This is a genomic window from Pedobacter sp. B4-66, from assembly GCF_018492665.1.
Lineage (GTDB): Bacteria > Bacteroidota > Bacteroidia > Sphingobacteriales > Sphingobacteriaceae > Pedobacter.
Window position 1 is genome coordinate 39,967 of the sequence record NZ_JAFVME010000015.1, and the last position, 17,561, is coordinate 57,527.

The window sequence follows — 17,561 nt, forward strand, 5'->3', positions numbered from 1 at the left end:
TATTTATCTTCTTGTTAATATCCATATTTAAAAACGGCGTGTTGTGGTAAAGGTCCGGTTTCAAACTCAAACTTCTTGCCTCCATATGCACTAAAGCAGTATGCCTTTCCATCTGTTGCACCATCGGCAATGTAAACTTCGTTACCAACAGGATTAACCGTTATTCCGTATGCGCCAGCGGTAATGGTACCATCAGTAACAAACTCTTTGCCCAGTATACCTGTACCTACATCAAACGGTTTTATTGATGCTCCCCAGTCGAGACTTAAATAGGCAGTATTACCTCCTATTGCCAATGCACCTGCACTGTATTCGTAGTTACCTGTAGCTAAATCTGTTGTACTATTAATACGCGTTAAACCTGGCATTATGTCGGAATAATTACCCCATGAAATTACCAATAAATCTCCGTTTCCTGCTGCTGCAATTCTAACTGGATTATGGATAACTTCTATGTCTTTTATTTTTGCAAAAGTGGTAAGGTCTACCACAGAAACAACGTTCTTTTTGCCATCGGGATGAATTGGATGATCTGAGTTTGTAACGTAGATTTTGTTATTTACTACTGCTAGTCCTTCAAGTGCTCCACCTACTTCAACTCTCGAATCAATAGTTAAAGTTGCGGTATCAATACGGGAGATTTTTCCATCATAACCAGATACATAAGCTTTGTTTTTATTAAAGGCTACATAGCGTGGCATAAATTCACTTGTGGCATCAAAGAAAGGTATTCTTTTTAATGACTTTCCTGTAGCTATATCTATCACTTCCAGATAAGAGTTTTTCTTTCCTTGTAAACCTGATACAACACAGTACATTTTACTACCGTAACGCTGTAAATCATTTGCGGTTTCGCCTAATGCATATCCGTTTACTTTTTTAAAGTAATCCTTTTCTGAAGCTTTTGTTTTGATATCGTAATATGAGATGGTACTATTGTTTTGGCCCATATAGCCCTCGCAAAGCATATAAACACCAACTGTTTCTTTTGGCATTAGCGCTTCGGGCTCATCGCTATTAATTTTATCTTTTTTACATGAGGCAATGGTTAGTGCCATAAACCCGGCTAAAAAGCAAGGTAGTAGTTTGTTATAGTTCATATTACAGATTGGTTATTTCTTTAAATGTAATTTAAGATCTACAGCTCCACCAATTTCAGTAGAAACTTCTCCAAGCCATCTTGCACGGTAGTTTTCTCTATCTGGTTCGAAAGGATTTCCATTTGAGTTTTGTGCTGTATAGATTTTAACAAAGTCTATATATTTTAAATTGACTTTACTGCCATTCTTATCAACTGCCCAGTCAATATCAAAAGAGTTGTAAGGATCTGTAGTTTCTGTAAGCAACTTAAAGTCTTCAGAACCATTATCTACATAACCCCATTGAAGTGGCTTATTTGTAATAATATCACCGTCCATAAGTGTACTTTTAAGTAGCGTTCCTGTAAAAGTAAGCTGATCCTGATTTTTTGCCCATTCAGGATAATAGTTATTTTTGTTAAACATATTCCTTAGTACATCGCCCTCTTTACCCTGGTTATCTTTCCAGTGAATGTCATCTTTTAAATTTTTGGGATTATAATAAGTAATACTATAGTTTTTAATGGTTTCGGACTTACCGTATTCACTTCCGGCCAGTTCAAACCATTCTCCGTCGTCAGGTAATCCATTTCCATTTAAATCGCGCATCACCATTACTATTCCAGGTTCAGACCACTCCATATTTTCGCCATATAATGGGTTTCCGTAAACCCCTAAATCAGCCCCTGAAATGTTTTCTATTGAGTGATCAAATCCAAAAATGATGTACCCTCCGTATCCTCCTAAAGACACAAGGCTATTGTAAGCCTGCCCTACGATTTGCTTGGTGGCTTCCATAGTTCCAAACCCTGTATTTATAAATTGCCCCGGAGCAGGTGAGTATTCATATATTTTACTGATATATTTACCACTAGTATTTGTAGCCAAACGTGGCGTGTATGGTACTTCATCATAATAAGGATCACTTGGAGATGTACAGGAGTTTAAACAAAGTAAAACTGCTGAAAGGCCAAGAATTGATTTTTGATAGAACTTCATTTTTTAATTTAGATATGGTTATTTATATACAAAAGCAAAGTGAGCCGGAATATCGCCTGTGGTAACCGACCATTTCTTTTTTCCGCTAGGATCAAAACAGTAAAGTTTACCTGGAGAAACATAGTTTAGGGCATCTGTAACCAAGACTTCTTTGGTTATTGGATGTACTGCTATCCCGTATGGTATAGTGATGGATTTTTCGGTACCATCGGTAATGAATTTCTGATTGAGTATTACTTCGTCTTTTACGTTGAGCATACCGTAGGTTATGGTGTATTTGGCTTCGTTATAACTCCATTCTGAACCATAGTAATAAGCAATATCTCCATCAATGGTGAGGTTGTTTACTGCGATATCAAAAGTCTTTTTTACCTGATCGGTTTTGGTGTCTATTACAAACATTTTTGAGGGAACATCGTAATAATTACCCCTGGAGGTTACGTAAAGATCTCCGTATTTATCTGCCTTTAAACGGTGTAAGTTAATGGCTACATCGATATTTTTTGTTACTTTAAATGAACTCAGATCGATTACTGAAACGGTTCTTTCGTATTTTTGAGGGCTGTATCCACCTGAATTGGCTACATAGAGTTTTTCGCCAACAATGGCCATTTCTTCGGGCTGTCGACCAACATCTACTCTTTTGGTTTCTGTTAAGGATGTTGTATCTATTTCTGCAACAATTCCATTTGGTGCTTTAGGATCTCCAACCGTTCCCAGGTAGGCACTGACGTAAGCCTTGCCATTATGAAAGGTAATGTAGCGACAATTAATGATGTTGATTTGTTTGATACGCTTGCCTGTTTTTACATCCAAGACTTCGATCTTATTAGAAACATTTACTACCACATACAGCTTAGAACCGTAAACGGCTATATCATTGCCAACATCGCCAAGTCCTTTTACTACTTCGGGGTTTGCTTTGTTATAAATGTTTCTTCTATAAATTCCAGTGGTATAATCGAGGTAATCTAAAGATGCCTTATTCATATTCATATTGCCCTCGTTTACAATATAAAATCCCTTAACCTGAGCTGATGGATCTGGTGTTAACAGCGTTTCTTGCTGTTCTGGTACTGGCTTAAGTTCTTTACGGCAAGATAACGTAAGCCCTACTGAGGTAATTAAAATTGCTAAACTAATGGCATTAAGTGTTTTATTCTTTTTCATAAGTGCTAATAGTTATAGGTTAATCCAATTCGATAATAACGACCGGGCATAGGAAAGTTTGTTATTACTTCATAATCCTGATTTAACAGGTTATTGACTTCTGCTGTAAGACGAACTTCGCTTCGGTTTAATTTTGTGTTGTAATGCAATGCTAAATCGTGGGTATACCATGGCTGTACATAGTTGTATACATTATTTGTACTTTGGTTATAGCGTTCTCCGATGTAAATAAAGCTGTAATTCATAGATAGGTTCTTATAGGCTGCGCTTGCTAAGAATGACCCACTGTGTATTGGAGTGTAAGGAATTAAATCTTTATAACTTGCCGATGTTTTATCTGCGTCTATTGCCTTTTGATAGGTATAAGTAAGGCCTGTCGTAAGATTTACGTATTCTGTAAGTTGCCATGCAGATTGGATATTTACATCTATACCTTTAATTTCAACAAGTCCGAGATTCATCATACTCCACCTTGCCTGATTGTTACCGGGCACTGCAACTATCTTATTTTTAACATTGTTGTAATAAGCATCTGCCTGTATAGAAAATTGACTCAATATCCTATTGTCGTATCCTTTTATATAGGTAAACCCTAAATCGTATTGTTTTGTGTACTCAGGTTTTAAAACAGTAAACCCGTAATAGGTGTAGTAAAGATCGTTAAAGGTTGGCATTCGGAAAATGCTTTTATAGAATGAGCGTACCCTAAATTCCTTTTGGTTAAAGGGCTGCCAGGACAGCATAACTGTTGGTGTTAGCTCATTTCTGTTTATGTCGGCCGGTCCACTTACGGTTTTATCGTATTTAAGTGTGTTTAGTAAATTGGCCTGAATATCAAATCTGGCAAAACGAAACTGGGTAGCTAAAGCTGTTAATATGGTGTTCCTTACGGGGTATGCAAAGCGATAAAGATCTGCATTTAACACGTTTCGCTGGTAATCTGTAGACAATACGACATCCCAGTAATTGGTGATTTTTAACTTATTGGCCAATGATATGTATACTTCTTGTAGCTGAAAATTATTTTCTAGCAATCCATTAACAGTTACTCTATCTGGATCTAGATAACGTAGATTATCGTTTGCATACTTGGCTGTTGCCAGCAAACTGTATTTGCCTACATTCTTTTCATAGGAAGACTGAATGAAAAAGTTCTTGTTCCACATCCGTTGAGAAAATGCAAATACATTGTTGACAACTGCCCCCGGCAATCCTTGATTGTCCTTGTAACCGTATAGTTTTACTTTCCACTTGCTGCTGTCGGCTAACATGCCATTTAACCCCAACTCTAATCGCATGGTTTCAATATCACCATCCTTTCTTACGGCTGTAGTATCATATACTCCATTAGTAGATCGGAATTTATATTTACCATTGGCATTTTTATATTCTGTGCTTAGGGAGCTATAAACATTGTTGCTTATTTTACTTTGCCACAATAGGGATGGATTTATAAGCCCAAACGACCCTCCTTTTATCGAAGCACGAACTTTTTGAGTTCGGCCATCGGAGAAATCAGGTTGTTTAGAATTAAGGTATAGCGAACTTGCTGAAGCAAATCCTTTTGCTGATTGAAAAATAGAGCTCTTTTGTCCGTTGTATAGTTCTATCTCTTCTATATTATCTAATGAGAATTTACCAAGATCCACCTGTCCATTTTGCGCATTGCCTAATTGTACACCATCGTAAAATACTGCGGTATGATTGGTTCCCATGCTGCGGACATTAATGGTTTTTAAGCCTCCAATGCCTCCGTAGTCTTTAAGCTGTACACCTGAAAAAAAACGAACTGCATCAGCTACTGAAAGGCTGTTTAACTTTTCGAGTTCGGCACCGGATAGTATTTGTAATGGTGTGGAAGATGTTTGTCTTTTACTGATCTTTATTTTCCTGATTTGTACTTCCTTAAGTTGATTGACTTTATTTATAGAATCAGCTTTAGTTGAATCGATTTGTGCAAACGACTGAACAGACGTAAATGTACCCAGCCATATAATAGCCGGAAAAGTAAAAAAAATATAATTTACGCTTACAAAAGCGTTCTTACTTCTTCTCATTTTGTTGTGAGTTTATTACCCACAGCAAACAGTTAGATCAAGGAAATGAAATACAAAAAACAAGCACTCACTCCAAGCTTCAATCCCCGAAAGCTATGAAATATTACTACTTATGGCAGGTCTTCTGACTTACTTCCGGTAATTCTGCCTTCCCAATCCTTAATCCCTTTTTAAAAGATCAGAAAAAGTGGCCTTGATTTGAACACCGTTATGAAGCTTACAGCTGCGGGACAGTTACGGATTTACACCGTATTCCCTTTTAATCCCGAATAAACACATCGGGAACCAAAAGCGATGCAAATGTACTTAAATAAATAGCTTCAGACAAGCTCGATTACATTTAAGGAATTGTGCTTAGATTAAATCGAATGCTCTTGCGTATTGGCACATCTCATAATAAGAATTTGTATCGAGTTTTAGCTTGATGTTTTTTCTATGGGTTTCGACCGTACTTGTGGATATAAAAAGCTCAGTTGCTGTTTCTGCTGAGGTTTTGCCCAATGCCATTAGGCGAAGAATTTCTCGTTCCCGCTTAGTTAATTTTGCAAAATGACAGAGATTTTTACGCAGGAAGTTGTTTTCTTCAAGCAACCTAGAGGCTTTAACAGTCATATGATGCATAGAGTCAATTGGTAAAGCAATTGTCATTACGAGCAAAGGTTTGTTATTCTCGTCACGTAAATAAACTTTTACGCTTGACATATGCCAGTTCCAATCGCTGGAACTTGATAACCGAACTTGTTGGAAGAAAGTATATACTGTGTCGTCGTTATTTTCGTCTATCAAACGAAATATTTTAGGCACATAATCTTTAGCATCCTCTGGGTTGAAGTATCTTGAATAGTATTCTTCGGCGGTTATTTTTGTAATCTCTTCGAGTGTAACACCAAGTTGTGTGAGCCCTCTATCTGACATCCAGGCCACAGACCAGTCTCTAAGATCGTGTACAATGACAACGCCAGGAAGTTCATCAGCAATTGCAGAAATTTTAGCTATAGCATTACTAATCTTATTTTGAATAAGAGCGTTTTGAGTCATATTTTGAAAGCAATAATAAAGATTTTAATTATCAGGTTAAATATACATAGTATTAATATACCCGAGGTAACATTATCCCCGTTTTTGGGATTGATTATTTTACTCCTTTTTTGTTGCTTTGCAAAAACTGTAATTTTACTCTTCATTAATTAGTTGCGCTTTTATTTGATCTAGCTTTTCTGCTTCTTCTTTTGCCAGCACAGGGAATTTGAGATTAAGCTTTTTGAATGTTTCGTCCAATATATGACTGATTGCTAATCTTGCGTACCACTTCTGATCTGCCGGAATAATATACCAAGGAGATCCTTCTGTTGAGGTAGCTGTTATTGCTTCTTCATATGCGGTCATGTACTCTTTCCATAGTTTACGTTCTTCTATATCACCAGAAGAAAATTTCCAATTCTTTGAAGGATCATTTATCCTCTCTAGGAATCGTTGCTTTTGCTCTTCTTTAGAAACATATAGGAAGATTTTTATAATTACTGTTCCATTGTTATTTAGATGTTGTTCAAAGTTTTTAATGCTTTCGTAACGCTTTTCCCAGAACTCATTATCTATTTTTTTTACGTCCTGATATCCGGGAATCCGTTCATTAAGTACATATTCTGGATGCACTTTGCAAACTAAGACATTCTCGTAGTGTGAGCGATTATGAATTCCTACTCTACCTTTCTCTGGCAAAGCTTTATAATGGCGCCATAAAAAATCGTGGTCGTATTCTTCTGAATTTGGGGCCTTAAAACTGTAAACCTGACAACCCTGTGGATTTAAGCCCGACATAACATGTTGTATTGCGCTATCTTTTCCGGCAGCGTCCATTGCCTGAAAAATGACTAGTACTGAATATCTATCTTCAGCATATAGCGTTTCCTGTGAAACACTTAGCCTCAACTTAATCTCCTCCAACCTCTCTTTTCCTTCTTCCTTCTGGAGATTTCCTCTGTAATGGGTATCGTAATTTTTAAGAGAAATCTTTTTCCCTGGTGTAGCGAGATATTGTTCTATTTCGTCTTTCATAAGGAGATATGTTTTAGTTAAATATAGTGTTTATACTAACCAAATGCAGGATTTAAGTAGAAAAAGTGAACTGCTATTTTATTATCTTTGTTTATGTTTTTTGGCTTAGAAAGCCTAAATTCATAATCAATCAGGTTTCTTAAAATCAGGTTTTTTTTTTTCGTTGCAATTTTAACACTATTTAACACTAACAGTTTTACGTTTTTTTTCATCTTTATCACATGTTTAAAGAAATTCGCAATAAGTACATCCGTTATTCGAGCATAGTTCTTTTTGGTATCATTATCTTCTTTTGTGCGTTGCAACTTAACTTTTTATGGTTATTTGGTTACTCCCCTTCCTCTAAAGATATAAAAGCTCCTACTCTGCGTGTGGGCTCGGAACTATACACCTCCGATGGGAAACTAATTGGTCGTTACTACAAAGAAAACCGTACTCCGGTAAACTTTAACGAAATAGCGACAAGTGTAATTAATGCGCTCGTTGCAACAGAAGATGTACGTTTTTACAGCCACATGGGTATCGATTTCCGTTCCCTGTTATCGAGTGGAATATCAACAGCAACCGGTGATAAAAGAGGCGCAAGTACTATTACACAACAATTAGCAAAGAACCTTTATCGCACGCGATATAATAAGTCGCAAGGACTTTTAAGCCATATTCCTTTACTCCGAACAATCATTCCTAAACTTAAAGAATGGCTTACAGCTGTAAAATTGGAATCAAATTATTCTAAAAACGACATCATTACCATGTACCTGAATACGGTTTCTTTTGGCAATAATGCTTATGGAATTAAAACAGCTGCAAGGATATATTTTGACAAGCAGGCGAATGAGCTTGACATTCCTGAATCTGCCTTATTAATTGGCATGTTAAAAGGTACAAGTTTATATAATCCGATAAAAAACCCTCAAAGAGCACTAGAGAGACGAAATGTTTCTTTAGCGCAAATGAACAAGTACAATTATATCAATGCTGCTCAATTGGATAGCTTTAAAAACACGCCTATAAAACTTAAAGAGGGACGTATTGATGAGGGTAGTGATGGCGACTCTTACTTAAGAGCTGCAGTTGATAAGTATCTGGAAAAATGGTGCGAAGAAAATGGTTATGACTTATATGAAGATGGCCTGAAAATTTACACTACAATAGATTCGAAACTTCAAAAATATGCTGAGGAAGCTGTTCAAGAACAAATGAAAACCATCCAAAAAAGGTTTTACAATGTTTGGGGCAATGAAGATCCTTGGGAAGATTCTGAAAAGAAAAAAGTAGATTATCCTGAGCGTGCTAAGAAAAACCTACCTATCTATGCGCTTCTGCAAAAGAAATTCAACAACAACCCCGATTCTATAGATGCCTATTTCAATAAGAAAAAAAAGATGAAAATCTTTAGCTGGAAAGGCGATAGAGATACTTTATTTTCTACCATGGATTCTATTAGATATTATGGTAAAATCATGAATACCGGTATGATGACGCTAGATCCGTTTAATGGAAAGATTAAAGTCTGGGTTGGTGGTATTGATCATAAGTTTTTTAAATATGACCATGTAAATCAATCTAAAAGACAAGCTGGTTCAACCTTTAAACCTTTTGCATATTTAGCTGCTTTGGAATCAGGAATGAGCCCTTGTGATAAATTTACAGACAAACCCGTTCGAATCTCTTATCAGGAGAATGGAAAAACTGAATATTGGGAGCCTAGAAATGCGGATTGGAGTAACAGTTATCGCGAAATGTCCCTTCGTTGGGCAATGGGTAAATCAGTAAACACTATTACAGCTCAGGTTACCGAAAAAGTAGGTGCAGAAAATGTAGTAAAATGGGCTCATGAATGCGGTATTGATAGTCATTTAGCTACGGTCCCCTCTGTGAGTCTTGGTCCAAATGATGTAACTGTATTTGAAATGGTTAAGGCTTATGGGACTTTCTTAAATGGAGGTATCAAAACTGAGCCAATTCTTGTTGAGAAAATTACAGATCAGGATGACAACATTGTTGAAGAGTTTAAAGCAAAAACAAAAAGAACACTTACCGAGGAAATAGCCTGGTTAATGTTATACATGCTTAGAGGTGGTATGGAAGAACCGGGTGGAACTTCGCAAGCGCTTTGGGAGTGGGATCTTTGGAAAAACAACAATCAGATTGGTGGTAAAACAGGTACTTCGTCTGACTATGTTGATGCATGGTACATGGGTGTCACTAAAGATCTTGTTACCGGTGTTTGGGTTGGCTGTGATGAGCGTACGGCTCACTTTAAAAATGGAGAGTCTGGCGAGGGTTCGAGAACTGCACTCCCTATTTTTGCTAAGTTTATGGAGAAGGTTTACAAAGATCCGAGTACAGGATATACAATGGGCCCTTTTCCTAAATCGAAAGTTAAAATAACGAGAGAGATTAACTGTCCAAGTCCTAGATTTACAGTTGATACAACTAGCACAGATAGTCTTGCTGTTGATTCAACGAATTTTGATGTCCCTCCTATTGAAGAGACACAACCTGTCCCGCAAGAAGTGATAACTCCAAAACCTGAAGAAAATAAAACGCCTGAGCCTGTTAAACAGCCCGCACCTGAAGTTCCTTTAACTAAAAAAGAAGAGCGTCAGTTAAAGAGAAAACAACGTCAGGAAGAGAAGGAAAGAAAGAAAAACGAACAACAGTAGCCCTTAATATTTATAAATCACAACCTATAATAGTCATACTATGATAATGAACTCTACATTTTTGAGGAGACTAGTTCCCTTGTTAATCTTCATAATGATATCTGCTGTATCCGTTCAGGCTCAATACTTTGGACAGAATAAAGTAAGGTATAAAAATGAAAAGTTTAAAGTTCTCCAAACTCCGCATTTTGAGCTTTATTATTACCTTAAAAATGAAAAGCTGATTCAAAAGTTTGCTCAGGATGCAGAAACCTGGTATAAAATGCACCAGGAAATATTTAGAGATACATTCCTTACAAAAAACCCGATTATCCTTTACAATAATCATCCCGATTTTCAGCAAACAACAGCTTTACAGGGGGAAATTGGTGTAGGTACAGGCGGTGTAACTGAATCGCTAAAAAACAGGGTAATTATGCCGGTAATGGAGCTAAACAACCAAACAAGACACGTTTTAGGTCACGAGTTGGTTCACGCTTTTCAATACCATATCCTTCTTGAAAAGGATTCTATTGGCATGGAAAATATTAGTCAGATTCCTTTATGGATGATTGAGGGTATGGCCGAATACCTATCAGTCGGAAAAACTGATGCTTTTACCTCAATGTGGATGAGGGATGCATTGTTAAATAGAGATATCCCTTCATTAAAAGATTTAACCAATTCTAACAAATATTTCCCGTATCGTTACGGACAAGCATTCTGGACTTTCGTAGGTTCTGTTTATGGTGATACAACTATTGTACCTTTGTTTAAAGCAACGGCAAGATTTGGATACGAGAATGGTTTAAAATATACCTTTGGCTACGATGACAATACTTTGTCGGGATTATGGAAAAATGCAATTGAATCTCACTATCGTCCAATGTTAAAAGCCGATAGTTCTCAGATTAAAATCAGTGGTACAAAGATTATTGACAACAAAAATGCTGGAAACATGAATGTTGCTCCGGCTATTAGTCCGGACGGAAAATATCTGGCTTTCCTTTCCGAAAAAGACCTTTTCGGAATAGATCTCTTTTTAGCTGATGCTAAGACGGGTAAAATAATGAGAAAGCTAAGTAGTCAGGTAGCGAATTCCCATATTGATGATTTTAACTTTCTGGAATCAGCTGGTGCATGGTCGCCAGATAGTAAACAATTTGCTTTTAGTATATTTAGTAAGGGTAAAAACCAGTTGATGGTGATTAATGTAGACAATGGAAGTGTTGCTTTAAAAGCGGACATGGGCACTGTTGAACAGTTTGGAAACCTGACCTGGTCGCCAAATGGTGATGACCTTGTTTTTTCAGGTATGGCGGAAGGACAAAGTGATATTTTCTCTTACAACATAAAAACTAAGACGGTAACTCCAATTACCAATGATACTTATTCTGATTACGCACCAAGTTATTCTCCTGACGGAAAGAAGATAGTTTTTTCTTCGGATAGATCTTCTATGAAGAATAATGGCAATAATGCTGTTCATCCGATTAACTTAACCGTTTATGATATTGAGAGTAAATCATTAACTGATATACCTGTTTTCCCCGGTGCAAACAACTTAAATGCACAATTCTCCGGTGATAGCAAAAGGTTGTTCTTCTTATCTAACAGAGATGGTTTTAGGAATTTATACGAATACAACCTTGCAGAAAACACAGCAAAACAACTTACTGACTACTTTACAGGTATTAGTGGGGTCACAGAGTTTTCGCCAGCTATTTCGGTTTCCAGAAATGATGATATAGTTTATAGTTACTATCGTTATCAGAGATATACTTTATACAACTCCCCGCTCAGCAATTTCAAATCAAAACCAGTTGACATTAACGAGGTAAATTTTGATGCTGCGATATTACCTCCAATGGAGAATACGGGCGTGGATATTGTAAATTCTAATCTTGGAAACTTTGAAAGGTTTGAAAAAACGCTTACTGATTCTATGAGGTTGGTTCCTTACAAGCCTAAATTTAAACTTGATTACCTCGCGAATAGTGGCGTTGGGGTTTCGACCAGCAGGTTTGGAACAGGGGTTCAAGGTGGTATTGTTGGGATGTTCAGTGATATTTTGGGTAAAAATCAAATTGTTGCCAACTTATCGGTAAATGGAGAAATCTATGATTTTGGTGGACTTGTAGGCTATATCAACCAGCAAAGCAGAATTAACTGGGGCTTTGCATTATCTCATATTCCATACATAACCGGCTTTAGGGATATTGCACGAGAACAAATTGACCAGAGTGATGGCACCAAGCTAGATGTTATTAACGACAGAACTAACTTAATAAGAACATTTGAAGACCAAGCTCAGGTATTTGGAGCATATCCATTTAATAAAGTGCATAGGTTTGAACTTGGTGGTGCCTTTTCACGTTACAGCTACCGTATAGATCGTATCAGTAATTATTATGATGAAACTGGTTCTTACTATCTAGGCTCGGAGAAGAAAAAGATACCGACAGAGCGGGCTTCTCAAGAACTAGGTATTCCGTTCAACTCCTTTACTATTTTCCAGGCCAATGCTTCGTTTGTTGGCGATAACTCTATCATGGGTGTAACCTCTCCTCTTGATGGTTTTAGATACAGAGTTGGAGCTGAACAATATTTTGGAGATTATAGTTTCTCGGCGATTACTGTTGATTTAAGGAAATATGTACGTCTTAAACCTTTCACTTTAGCAGCTAGGACTTACAACTACATTAGAATTGGGAGGGATGGCGAAAACCTATATCCATTGTATGCAGGGTATCCGTACTTAATTAGAGGTTATGAAGCAAACTCTATGTATAAAAGCAATAATTTAGGAGGAACCTTTGATATCAATCAGTTGTCAGGAAGTAAGATTGCTGTTGTAAACTTTGAAGTACGTTTGCCCTTTACCGGCCCTAAAAAGTTAGCACAAATACCCTCTAAGCTTTTGTTCACAGATTTAAACTTGTTCTTTGATGCAGGATTAGCATGGGATGAAGATTCAAAAATAGCTTTCAAAAGCCAACCTAATGGAGTTTTATTACCAAACGGAAAGCCTGCTGAAAGAGTGCCAGCTTTAAGTGCAGGTATTTCTCTTAGAGTAAATGTATTTGGATACTTTGTATTAGAACCTTATTATGCTTTTCCTTTCCAGCGTAAAGATGTTAAAGCCGGTGTATTCGGGTTAACATTTGCTCCTGGTTGGTAGACGCATTACTTAATAGTATTATTAAAAGGTCGGATAGAAACATTTCTATCCGACCTTTTATATTTAAGAGTACATATTAAATGGCAAGTTCACCTGATTGATCAATTTCTTGCTTGAGATGATGTGCTCAAAGTCCAATCCAATAGTTAAATCAACCCAGTCAGGATTGCAAGATCTCACTACCCTTTCCTTCTGCATTCTAGTGAATCTGCTCATTAATTTAAATCTGCTTAAGGCCTGTGCTTCCGTTTTAAATTCTTCAAAGTATACCAATCTGGTAAGCTGTTGACTGCTATCAAAAAACAAAGAAGGCATTTGCTTATAGAAATCCAATGTTTTAATTAAATCAGAACTCATTCCAACGTGTAAACTAGTACGGTTTCTGTCTGTTACAATGTATACGAACTTTTTCATGGCCTTAAGCTTAAATTGTTATAAACTAAATTAATTAGTACTCCTTTTGGATATTCAAATAAATAATACTAACTTTATTGGTACAATAATACTAACTATTTTAGTAAAAACAAATAAATTTTAAATTTTTATTTTATGTCAAATATTTCATCCAACCTTAAGTACTTAAGAAAGAAAAAAGGCCACACACAACAGCAATTCGCTGATGCAATGGGAATTAAAAGATCATTGATTGGTGCTTACGAAGAGGACAGAGCTGAACCAAAATATGATTTACTAAAGAAAATAGCAGAATATTTTGAACTGACCATTGATGAATTCATCAATGAAAATATAAACGACAGTTGGAAACCTAAACCTAAAAGTCAGGGTTCAAATCTTAGGATTCTGAGTATATCGGTAGATAAAGATGATAACGAGAATATTGAGATGGTTCCTGTTAAAGCAAGTGCCGGATATTTAAATGGTTTCTCAGATCCGCAGTACATTAAAGACCTTCCAAAGTTTCAATTGCCTCTACCCTTTTTAAAACAAGGCACCTTCAGAGCCTTTGAAATTGTTGGAGATTCTATGTTGCCTATTCAATCGGGAAGCGTAATACTAGGTGAATACCTTGACAACTGGAATGATGTTAAAACTGGCGAAACTTACGTTATTATTAGTAAGAATGAAGGCGTAGTTTATAAAAGAGCCGGTAATCGTTTCAAAGAAAACAAAGAGTTAAAGCTAATCTCAGATAATAAGGTTTATGATCCTTACACTATAGCAGCTGAAGATATTCTGGAAATCTGGAAAGCAAAAGCTTATATATCGTCTACCCTACCTGACCCTACACCTGAGCCTACTATTGAAACGCTAACGAATATGATGTCTCAAATGCAGAAATCAATATCTCAGCTAAACAAAAACTAATAAGCTACAGAACAGCAATAAATGAATAAAGCTGAACAATTCATAAGCGAAAGACTACTCAACAGGACAGAAAAAGGCTCATTTAGGAATCTATCTACAAAGATTTTTCCTGTTGATTTCTGTTCTAATGATTACCTGGGCTTTGCAAGATCATCTGAGTTGAAATTGGCAACTGATGAGTTATTATTACACATTCCTCAATACCGTAATGGTTCTGCAGGTTCTCGTTTATTAAGTGGTAATCATTCGTTCACAGAAGAAACTGAAGCATTTATTGCTGATTTTCATCATGCAGAAAGTGGTCTCATCTTTAATTCAGGATATGATGCGAATGTTGGTCTTATTTCAAGTTTAGCCCAGCGTAGCGATACCATTATATCTGATGAACTGATTCACGCGAGTCTTATAGATGGTGCACGCCTTACCCACGCCAACAGATATTCCTTCAAGCATAATAATCTAGAGGATCTTGAAGCTAAATTAAAGGTCTCAAAGGGAAATATCTATGTGGTTGTAGAAAGTGTTTACTCTATGGACGGTGATATTGCAGCTTTATATGAAATAAATACCTTGTGTGAAAAGTATGAAGCAAATCTGATTGTTGATGAAGCGCATGCTTTGGGTATATTCGGAAATTCCGGACGAGGGTTAGTACAAGAAGCCGGATTAGAAAACAAGGTATTTGCCCGTATCGTAACCTTTGGCAAAGCATTAGGTTGCCACGGAGCAATTGTGCTTGGCAGCAGAACTCTACGCAATTATCTTATAAATTTTGCACGTTCTTTCATCTATTCAACAGCTGCTCCTATTCATACTGTTGCAACAATCAAAGCTGCTTATGAAATGCTAATTGAAACAGATTATCAGCCATTAATTGCTGAAAAGATTGCATTATATACTTCTGTTGTTTCCAGCATTGAAGGTATTCTTCCTAGTCCAAGCACCATACAGACTATTATATATAATAGCAATCAAAAAGCTAAATTTGCTGCCGAGACATTACAAAATAAAGGTATAGATGTTCGCGCAATCTTAAGCCCAACTGTTCCAGAAGGAAAAGAACGCCTAAGAATATGCTTACATCTTTTTAATACTGATAAAGAAATTAAGATGCTCGTAGACCAACTTATATTATTAAAAGAACATGAATAATACATATTTCATTACCGGAATAGGAACTGGCATTGGTAAAACAGTTGTAAGTTCAATCCTAACGGAGAAACTACAAGCAGATTACTGGAAACCTATACAGTCAGGAGATTTGGATATAAGCGACAGCTTATTTGTCGGAAACCTGATAAGTAACACAAAAACAGTTATACATCCTGAAAGATACAGACTTGGTCAACCGCTTTCGCCTCATCTCTCAGCTAAAATAGACGGCGTACATATCACTACTGATTCTATTAAAAAACCGGTTACAAACAATAGTCTGATCATTGAGGGTGCCGGAGGTTTAATGGTACCATTAAACGATAAGGAGCTTATATACGACCTTATCAAGTCACTTGGAGCAAAGGTTATCGTAGTTTCACAAAACTACCTTGGAAGCATTAATCACACCTTGCTTACACTAGAAGTACTTAAGACAAATAATATTCCTGTTGAGGGCTTAATATTTAATGGTACTGCGAACCATGAAACTGAAGATTACATCGAGAATTATAGTGGTATAAGGGTAATTGGCAAAATTCCCTTTATAAGCAGAATCGACAAGAAACATATCATTAGTGCTGGTCAACACATCAATTTATAAAATAAACGACATAAAAAAAAGGAAACTAAATTAGTTTCCTTTTTTTTATAACCTTAAGTTATATCTATTTTACAGCATCAATTACAGCTTTAAAAGCTTCTGGATGGTTCATAGCTAAATCAGCTAAAACTTTACGGTTTAAACCGATGTTTTTAGTAGCTAGTTTACCAATTAATTGAGAGTAAGATATACCGTGTTGACGTGCTCCAGCGTTGATACGTTGAATCCACAATCCACGAAATTCTCTTTTCTTAACTTTACGGTCACGGTATGCATATTGCAAACCTTTTTCTACCGTATTTTTAGCAATGGTGAAAACCTTGCTTCTTGATCCCCAATAGCCTTTGGCTAAATTAAGAACTTTTTTCCTTCTTCTTCTCGAAGCTACTGCGTTTACCGAACGTGGCATGTTTTTGTTGTTTTTGATAAGCGGTGTTGCGTATTACAGCAAACTTACTACCGGATACCTGGTTAAAAATTTAATTATTTACCGATTGCAAGCATACGTTTAACGTTGCCCATATCAGCATCAGACACCATTGATGTTTGACCTAAGTTACGCTTACGTTTAGTTGACATCTTTGTTAAGATGTGGCTTTTGTATGCGTTCTTCCTTGCGATTTTACCTGTTCCAGTAAGCGAAAAACGCTTTTTAGCACTGGAATTGGTTTTCATTTTTGGCATAACCTGTTTTAATTTATGTAATTTATTTATTTCTTAGCAACTTTTGGTGCAAGTGTTAAAAACATACGCTTGCCTTCTAATTTAGGTAACAATTCTACCTTACCTATATCCTCCAAAGCTTGAGCGAATTTTAGAAGCAAGATTTCTCCTTGTTCTTTATAAACGATTGCTCTACCTTTAAAGTGAACATAAGCTCTAACTTTCTCACCATTCTCAAGGAAACTAACAGCATGCTTTAGTTTAAATTGAAAATCGTGATCATTAGTGTTAGGTCCGAATCTGATTTCCTTAATAACAGTTTGCTTAGCATTAGCTTTAATCTCTTTTTGCTTTTTCTTTTGCTCGTAAACGAACTTGCTGTAATCGATTATTCTACATACTGGCGGAACTGCATTTGGAGAAATCTCCACTAAATCCAATTCTAACTCATCGGCAAGGGCCAAAGCTTTTGCCAAAGGATAGATCCCCGGTTCAACATTATCTCCAGCTAATCTTACCTCTTGTGCCCTGATAAACTGATTAATATTATGTTCTGCTTCTTTTTTCTTAAAAGGAGGACGTGGTCCCCTATTAAATCCTGGTCTGCCTAATGCCAAATTTGTATTT

Annotated in this window: 16 protein-coding genes and 1 riboswitch; of the genes, 5 read left to right on the forward strand and 11 right to left on the reverse strand. The window is 36.5% G+C overall.

Going from position 1 to position 17,561, the window contains the following annotated elements:
- Positions 1-14 precede the first annotated feature (14 nt).
- The 7 genes from J1905_RS21465 to J1905_RS21495 all read right to left on the reverse strand — a co-directional run bounded on the left by J1905_RS21465 (position 15) and on the right by J1905_RS21495 (position 7,572).
- Positions 15-1,100 (reverse strand): YncE family protein, encoded by a 1,086-nt coding sequence (locus J1905_RS21465; protein WP_214229272.1) that lies wholly within the window; start codon positions 1,098-1,100, stop codon positions 15-17.
- A gap of 12 nt (positions 1,101-1,112) precedes the next feature.
- The gene (locus J1905_RS21470) at positions 1,113-2,078 is read right to left on the reverse strand and encodes a PKD domain-containing protein (RefSeq protein WP_214229273.1); all 966 of its coding nucleotides are present in this window, start codon (positions 2,076-2,078) and stop codon (positions 1,113-1,115) included.
- A gap of 18 nt (positions 2,079-2,096) precedes the next feature.
- The gene (locus J1905_RS21475) at positions 2,097-3,248 is read right to left on the reverse strand and encodes a YncE family protein (RefSeq protein WP_214229274.1); all 1,152 of its coding nucleotides are present in this window, start codon (positions 3,246-3,248) and stop codon (positions 2,097-2,099) included.
- A gap of 5 nt (positions 3,249-3,253) precedes the next feature.
- Complete coding sequence (locus J1905_RS21480) at positions 3,254-5,305, reverse strand: TonB-dependent receptor (protein WP_214229275.1); 2,052 nt, start codon at positions 5,303-5,305, stop codon at positions 3,254-3,256.
- A 97-nt stretch (positions 5,306-5,402) separates the two neighbouring features.
- Positions 5,403-5,610: riboswitch (cobalamin riboswitch) on the reverse strand.
- Positions 5,611-5,659: 49 nt separating this feature from the next.
- Positions 5,660-6,343, reverse strand: a complete 684-nt coding sequence (locus J1905_RS21485; RefSeq protein WP_250318165.1) for a helix-turn-helix transcriptional regulator — start codon at positions 6,341-6,343, stop codon at positions 5,660-5,662.
- Positions 6,344-6,478: 135 nt separating this feature from the next.
- On the reverse strand, positions 6,479-7,360 hold the full coding sequence (locus J1905_RS21490; protein WP_214229276.1) for a polyphosphate kinase 2 family protein: 882 nt from the start codon (positions 7,358-7,360) through the stop codon (positions 6,479-6,481).
- 35 nt (positions 7,361-7,395) lie between these two features.
- On the reverse strand, positions 7,396-7,572 hold the full coding sequence (locus J1905_RS21495; RefSeq protein ID WP_214229277.1) for a hypothetical protein: 177 nt from the start codon (positions 7,570-7,572) through the stop codon (positions 7,396-7,398).
- Between the two features lie 9 nt (positions 7,573-7,581).
- On the opposite strand from J1905_RS21495, the gene J1905_RS21500 reads away from it, so the two are divergent.
- Positions 7,582-10,029 (forward strand): transglycosylase domain-containing protein, encoded by a 2,448-nt coding sequence (locus J1905_RS21500; protein WP_214229278.1) that lies wholly within the window; start codon positions 7,582-7,584, stop codon positions 10,027-10,029.
- A 94-nt stretch (positions 10,030-10,123) separates the two neighbouring features.
- On the forward strand, positions 10,124-13,189 hold the full coding sequence (locus tag J1905_RS21505) for a basic secretory protein-like protein (protein ID WP_250318166.1): 3,066 nt from the start codon (positions 10,124-10,126) through the stop codon (positions 13,187-13,189).
- A 63-nt stretch (positions 13,190-13,252) separates the two neighbouring features.
- Here J1905_RS21505 and J1905_RS21510 read toward each other — a convergent pair whose 3' ends face one another.
- Positions 13,253-13,603 carry a GIY-YIG nuclease family protein gene (locus J1905_RS21510; protein WP_214229280.1) on the reverse strand — a complete coding sequence of 117 codons (351 nt, stop codon included), beginning with the start codon at positions 13,601-13,603 and terminating at the stop codon, positions 13,253-13,255.
- A 135-nt stretch (positions 13,604-13,738) separates the two neighbouring features.
- Here J1905_RS21510 and J1905_RS21515 point away from each other — a divergent pair, with 135 nt between their 5' ends.
- Genes J1905_RS21515 through bioD form a run of 3 tightly spaced genes read left to right on the forward strand, consistent with a single transcriptional unit; the run spans position 13,739 to position 16,271 of the window.
- Entirely contained in the window at positions 13,739-14,515 is a 777-nt protein-coding gene (locus tag J1905_RS21515; protein ID WP_173089312.1) for an XRE family transcriptional regulator, read from the forward strand.
- Positions 14,516-14,536: 21 nt separating this feature from the next.
- Positions 14,537-15,667 carry an aminotransferase class I/II-fold pyridoxal phosphate-dependent enzyme gene (locus J1905_RS21520; RefSeq protein WP_214229281.1) on the forward strand — a complete coding sequence of 377 codons (1,131 nt, stop codon included), beginning with the start codon at positions 14,537-14,539 and terminating at the stop codon, positions 15,665-15,667.
- Entirely contained in the window at positions 15,660-16,271 is a 612-nt protein-coding gene (gene bioD / locus J1905_RS21525; protein ID WP_214229282.1) for a dethiobiotin synthase, read from the forward strand. The genes J1905_RS21520 and bioD overlap by 8 nt, the downstream gene beginning before the upstream one ends.
- A gap of 64 nt (positions 16,272-16,335) precedes the next feature.
- Here bioD and rplT read toward each other — a convergent pair whose 3' ends face one another.
- The 3 genes from rplT to infC form a co-directional block, all read right to left on the reverse strand.
- Positions 16,336-16,680 carry a 50S ribosomal protein L20 gene (gene rplT, locus J1905_RS21530; RefSeq protein WP_048905003.1) on the reverse strand — a complete coding sequence of 115 codons (345 nt, stop codon included), beginning with the start codon at positions 16,678-16,680 and terminating at the stop codon, positions 16,336-16,338.
- A 74-nt stretch (positions 16,681-16,754) separates the two neighbouring features.
- The gene (rpmI, locus tag J1905_RS21535) at positions 16,755-16,955 is read right to left on the reverse strand and encodes a 50S ribosomal protein L35 (protein ID WP_048905002.1); all 201 of its coding nucleotides are present in this window, start codon (positions 16,953-16,955) and stop codon (positions 16,755-16,757) included.
- Between the two features lie 26 nt (positions 16,956-16,981).
- Positions 16,982-17,551: a translation initiation factor IF-3 gene (gene infC, locus J1905_RS21540; RefSeq protein ID WP_008238148.1), complete on the reverse strand. Its 570-nt coding sequence runs from the start codon at positions 17,549-17,551 to the stop codon at positions 16,982-16,984.
- Between the last annotated feature and the right edge of the window lie 10 nt (positions 17,552-17,561).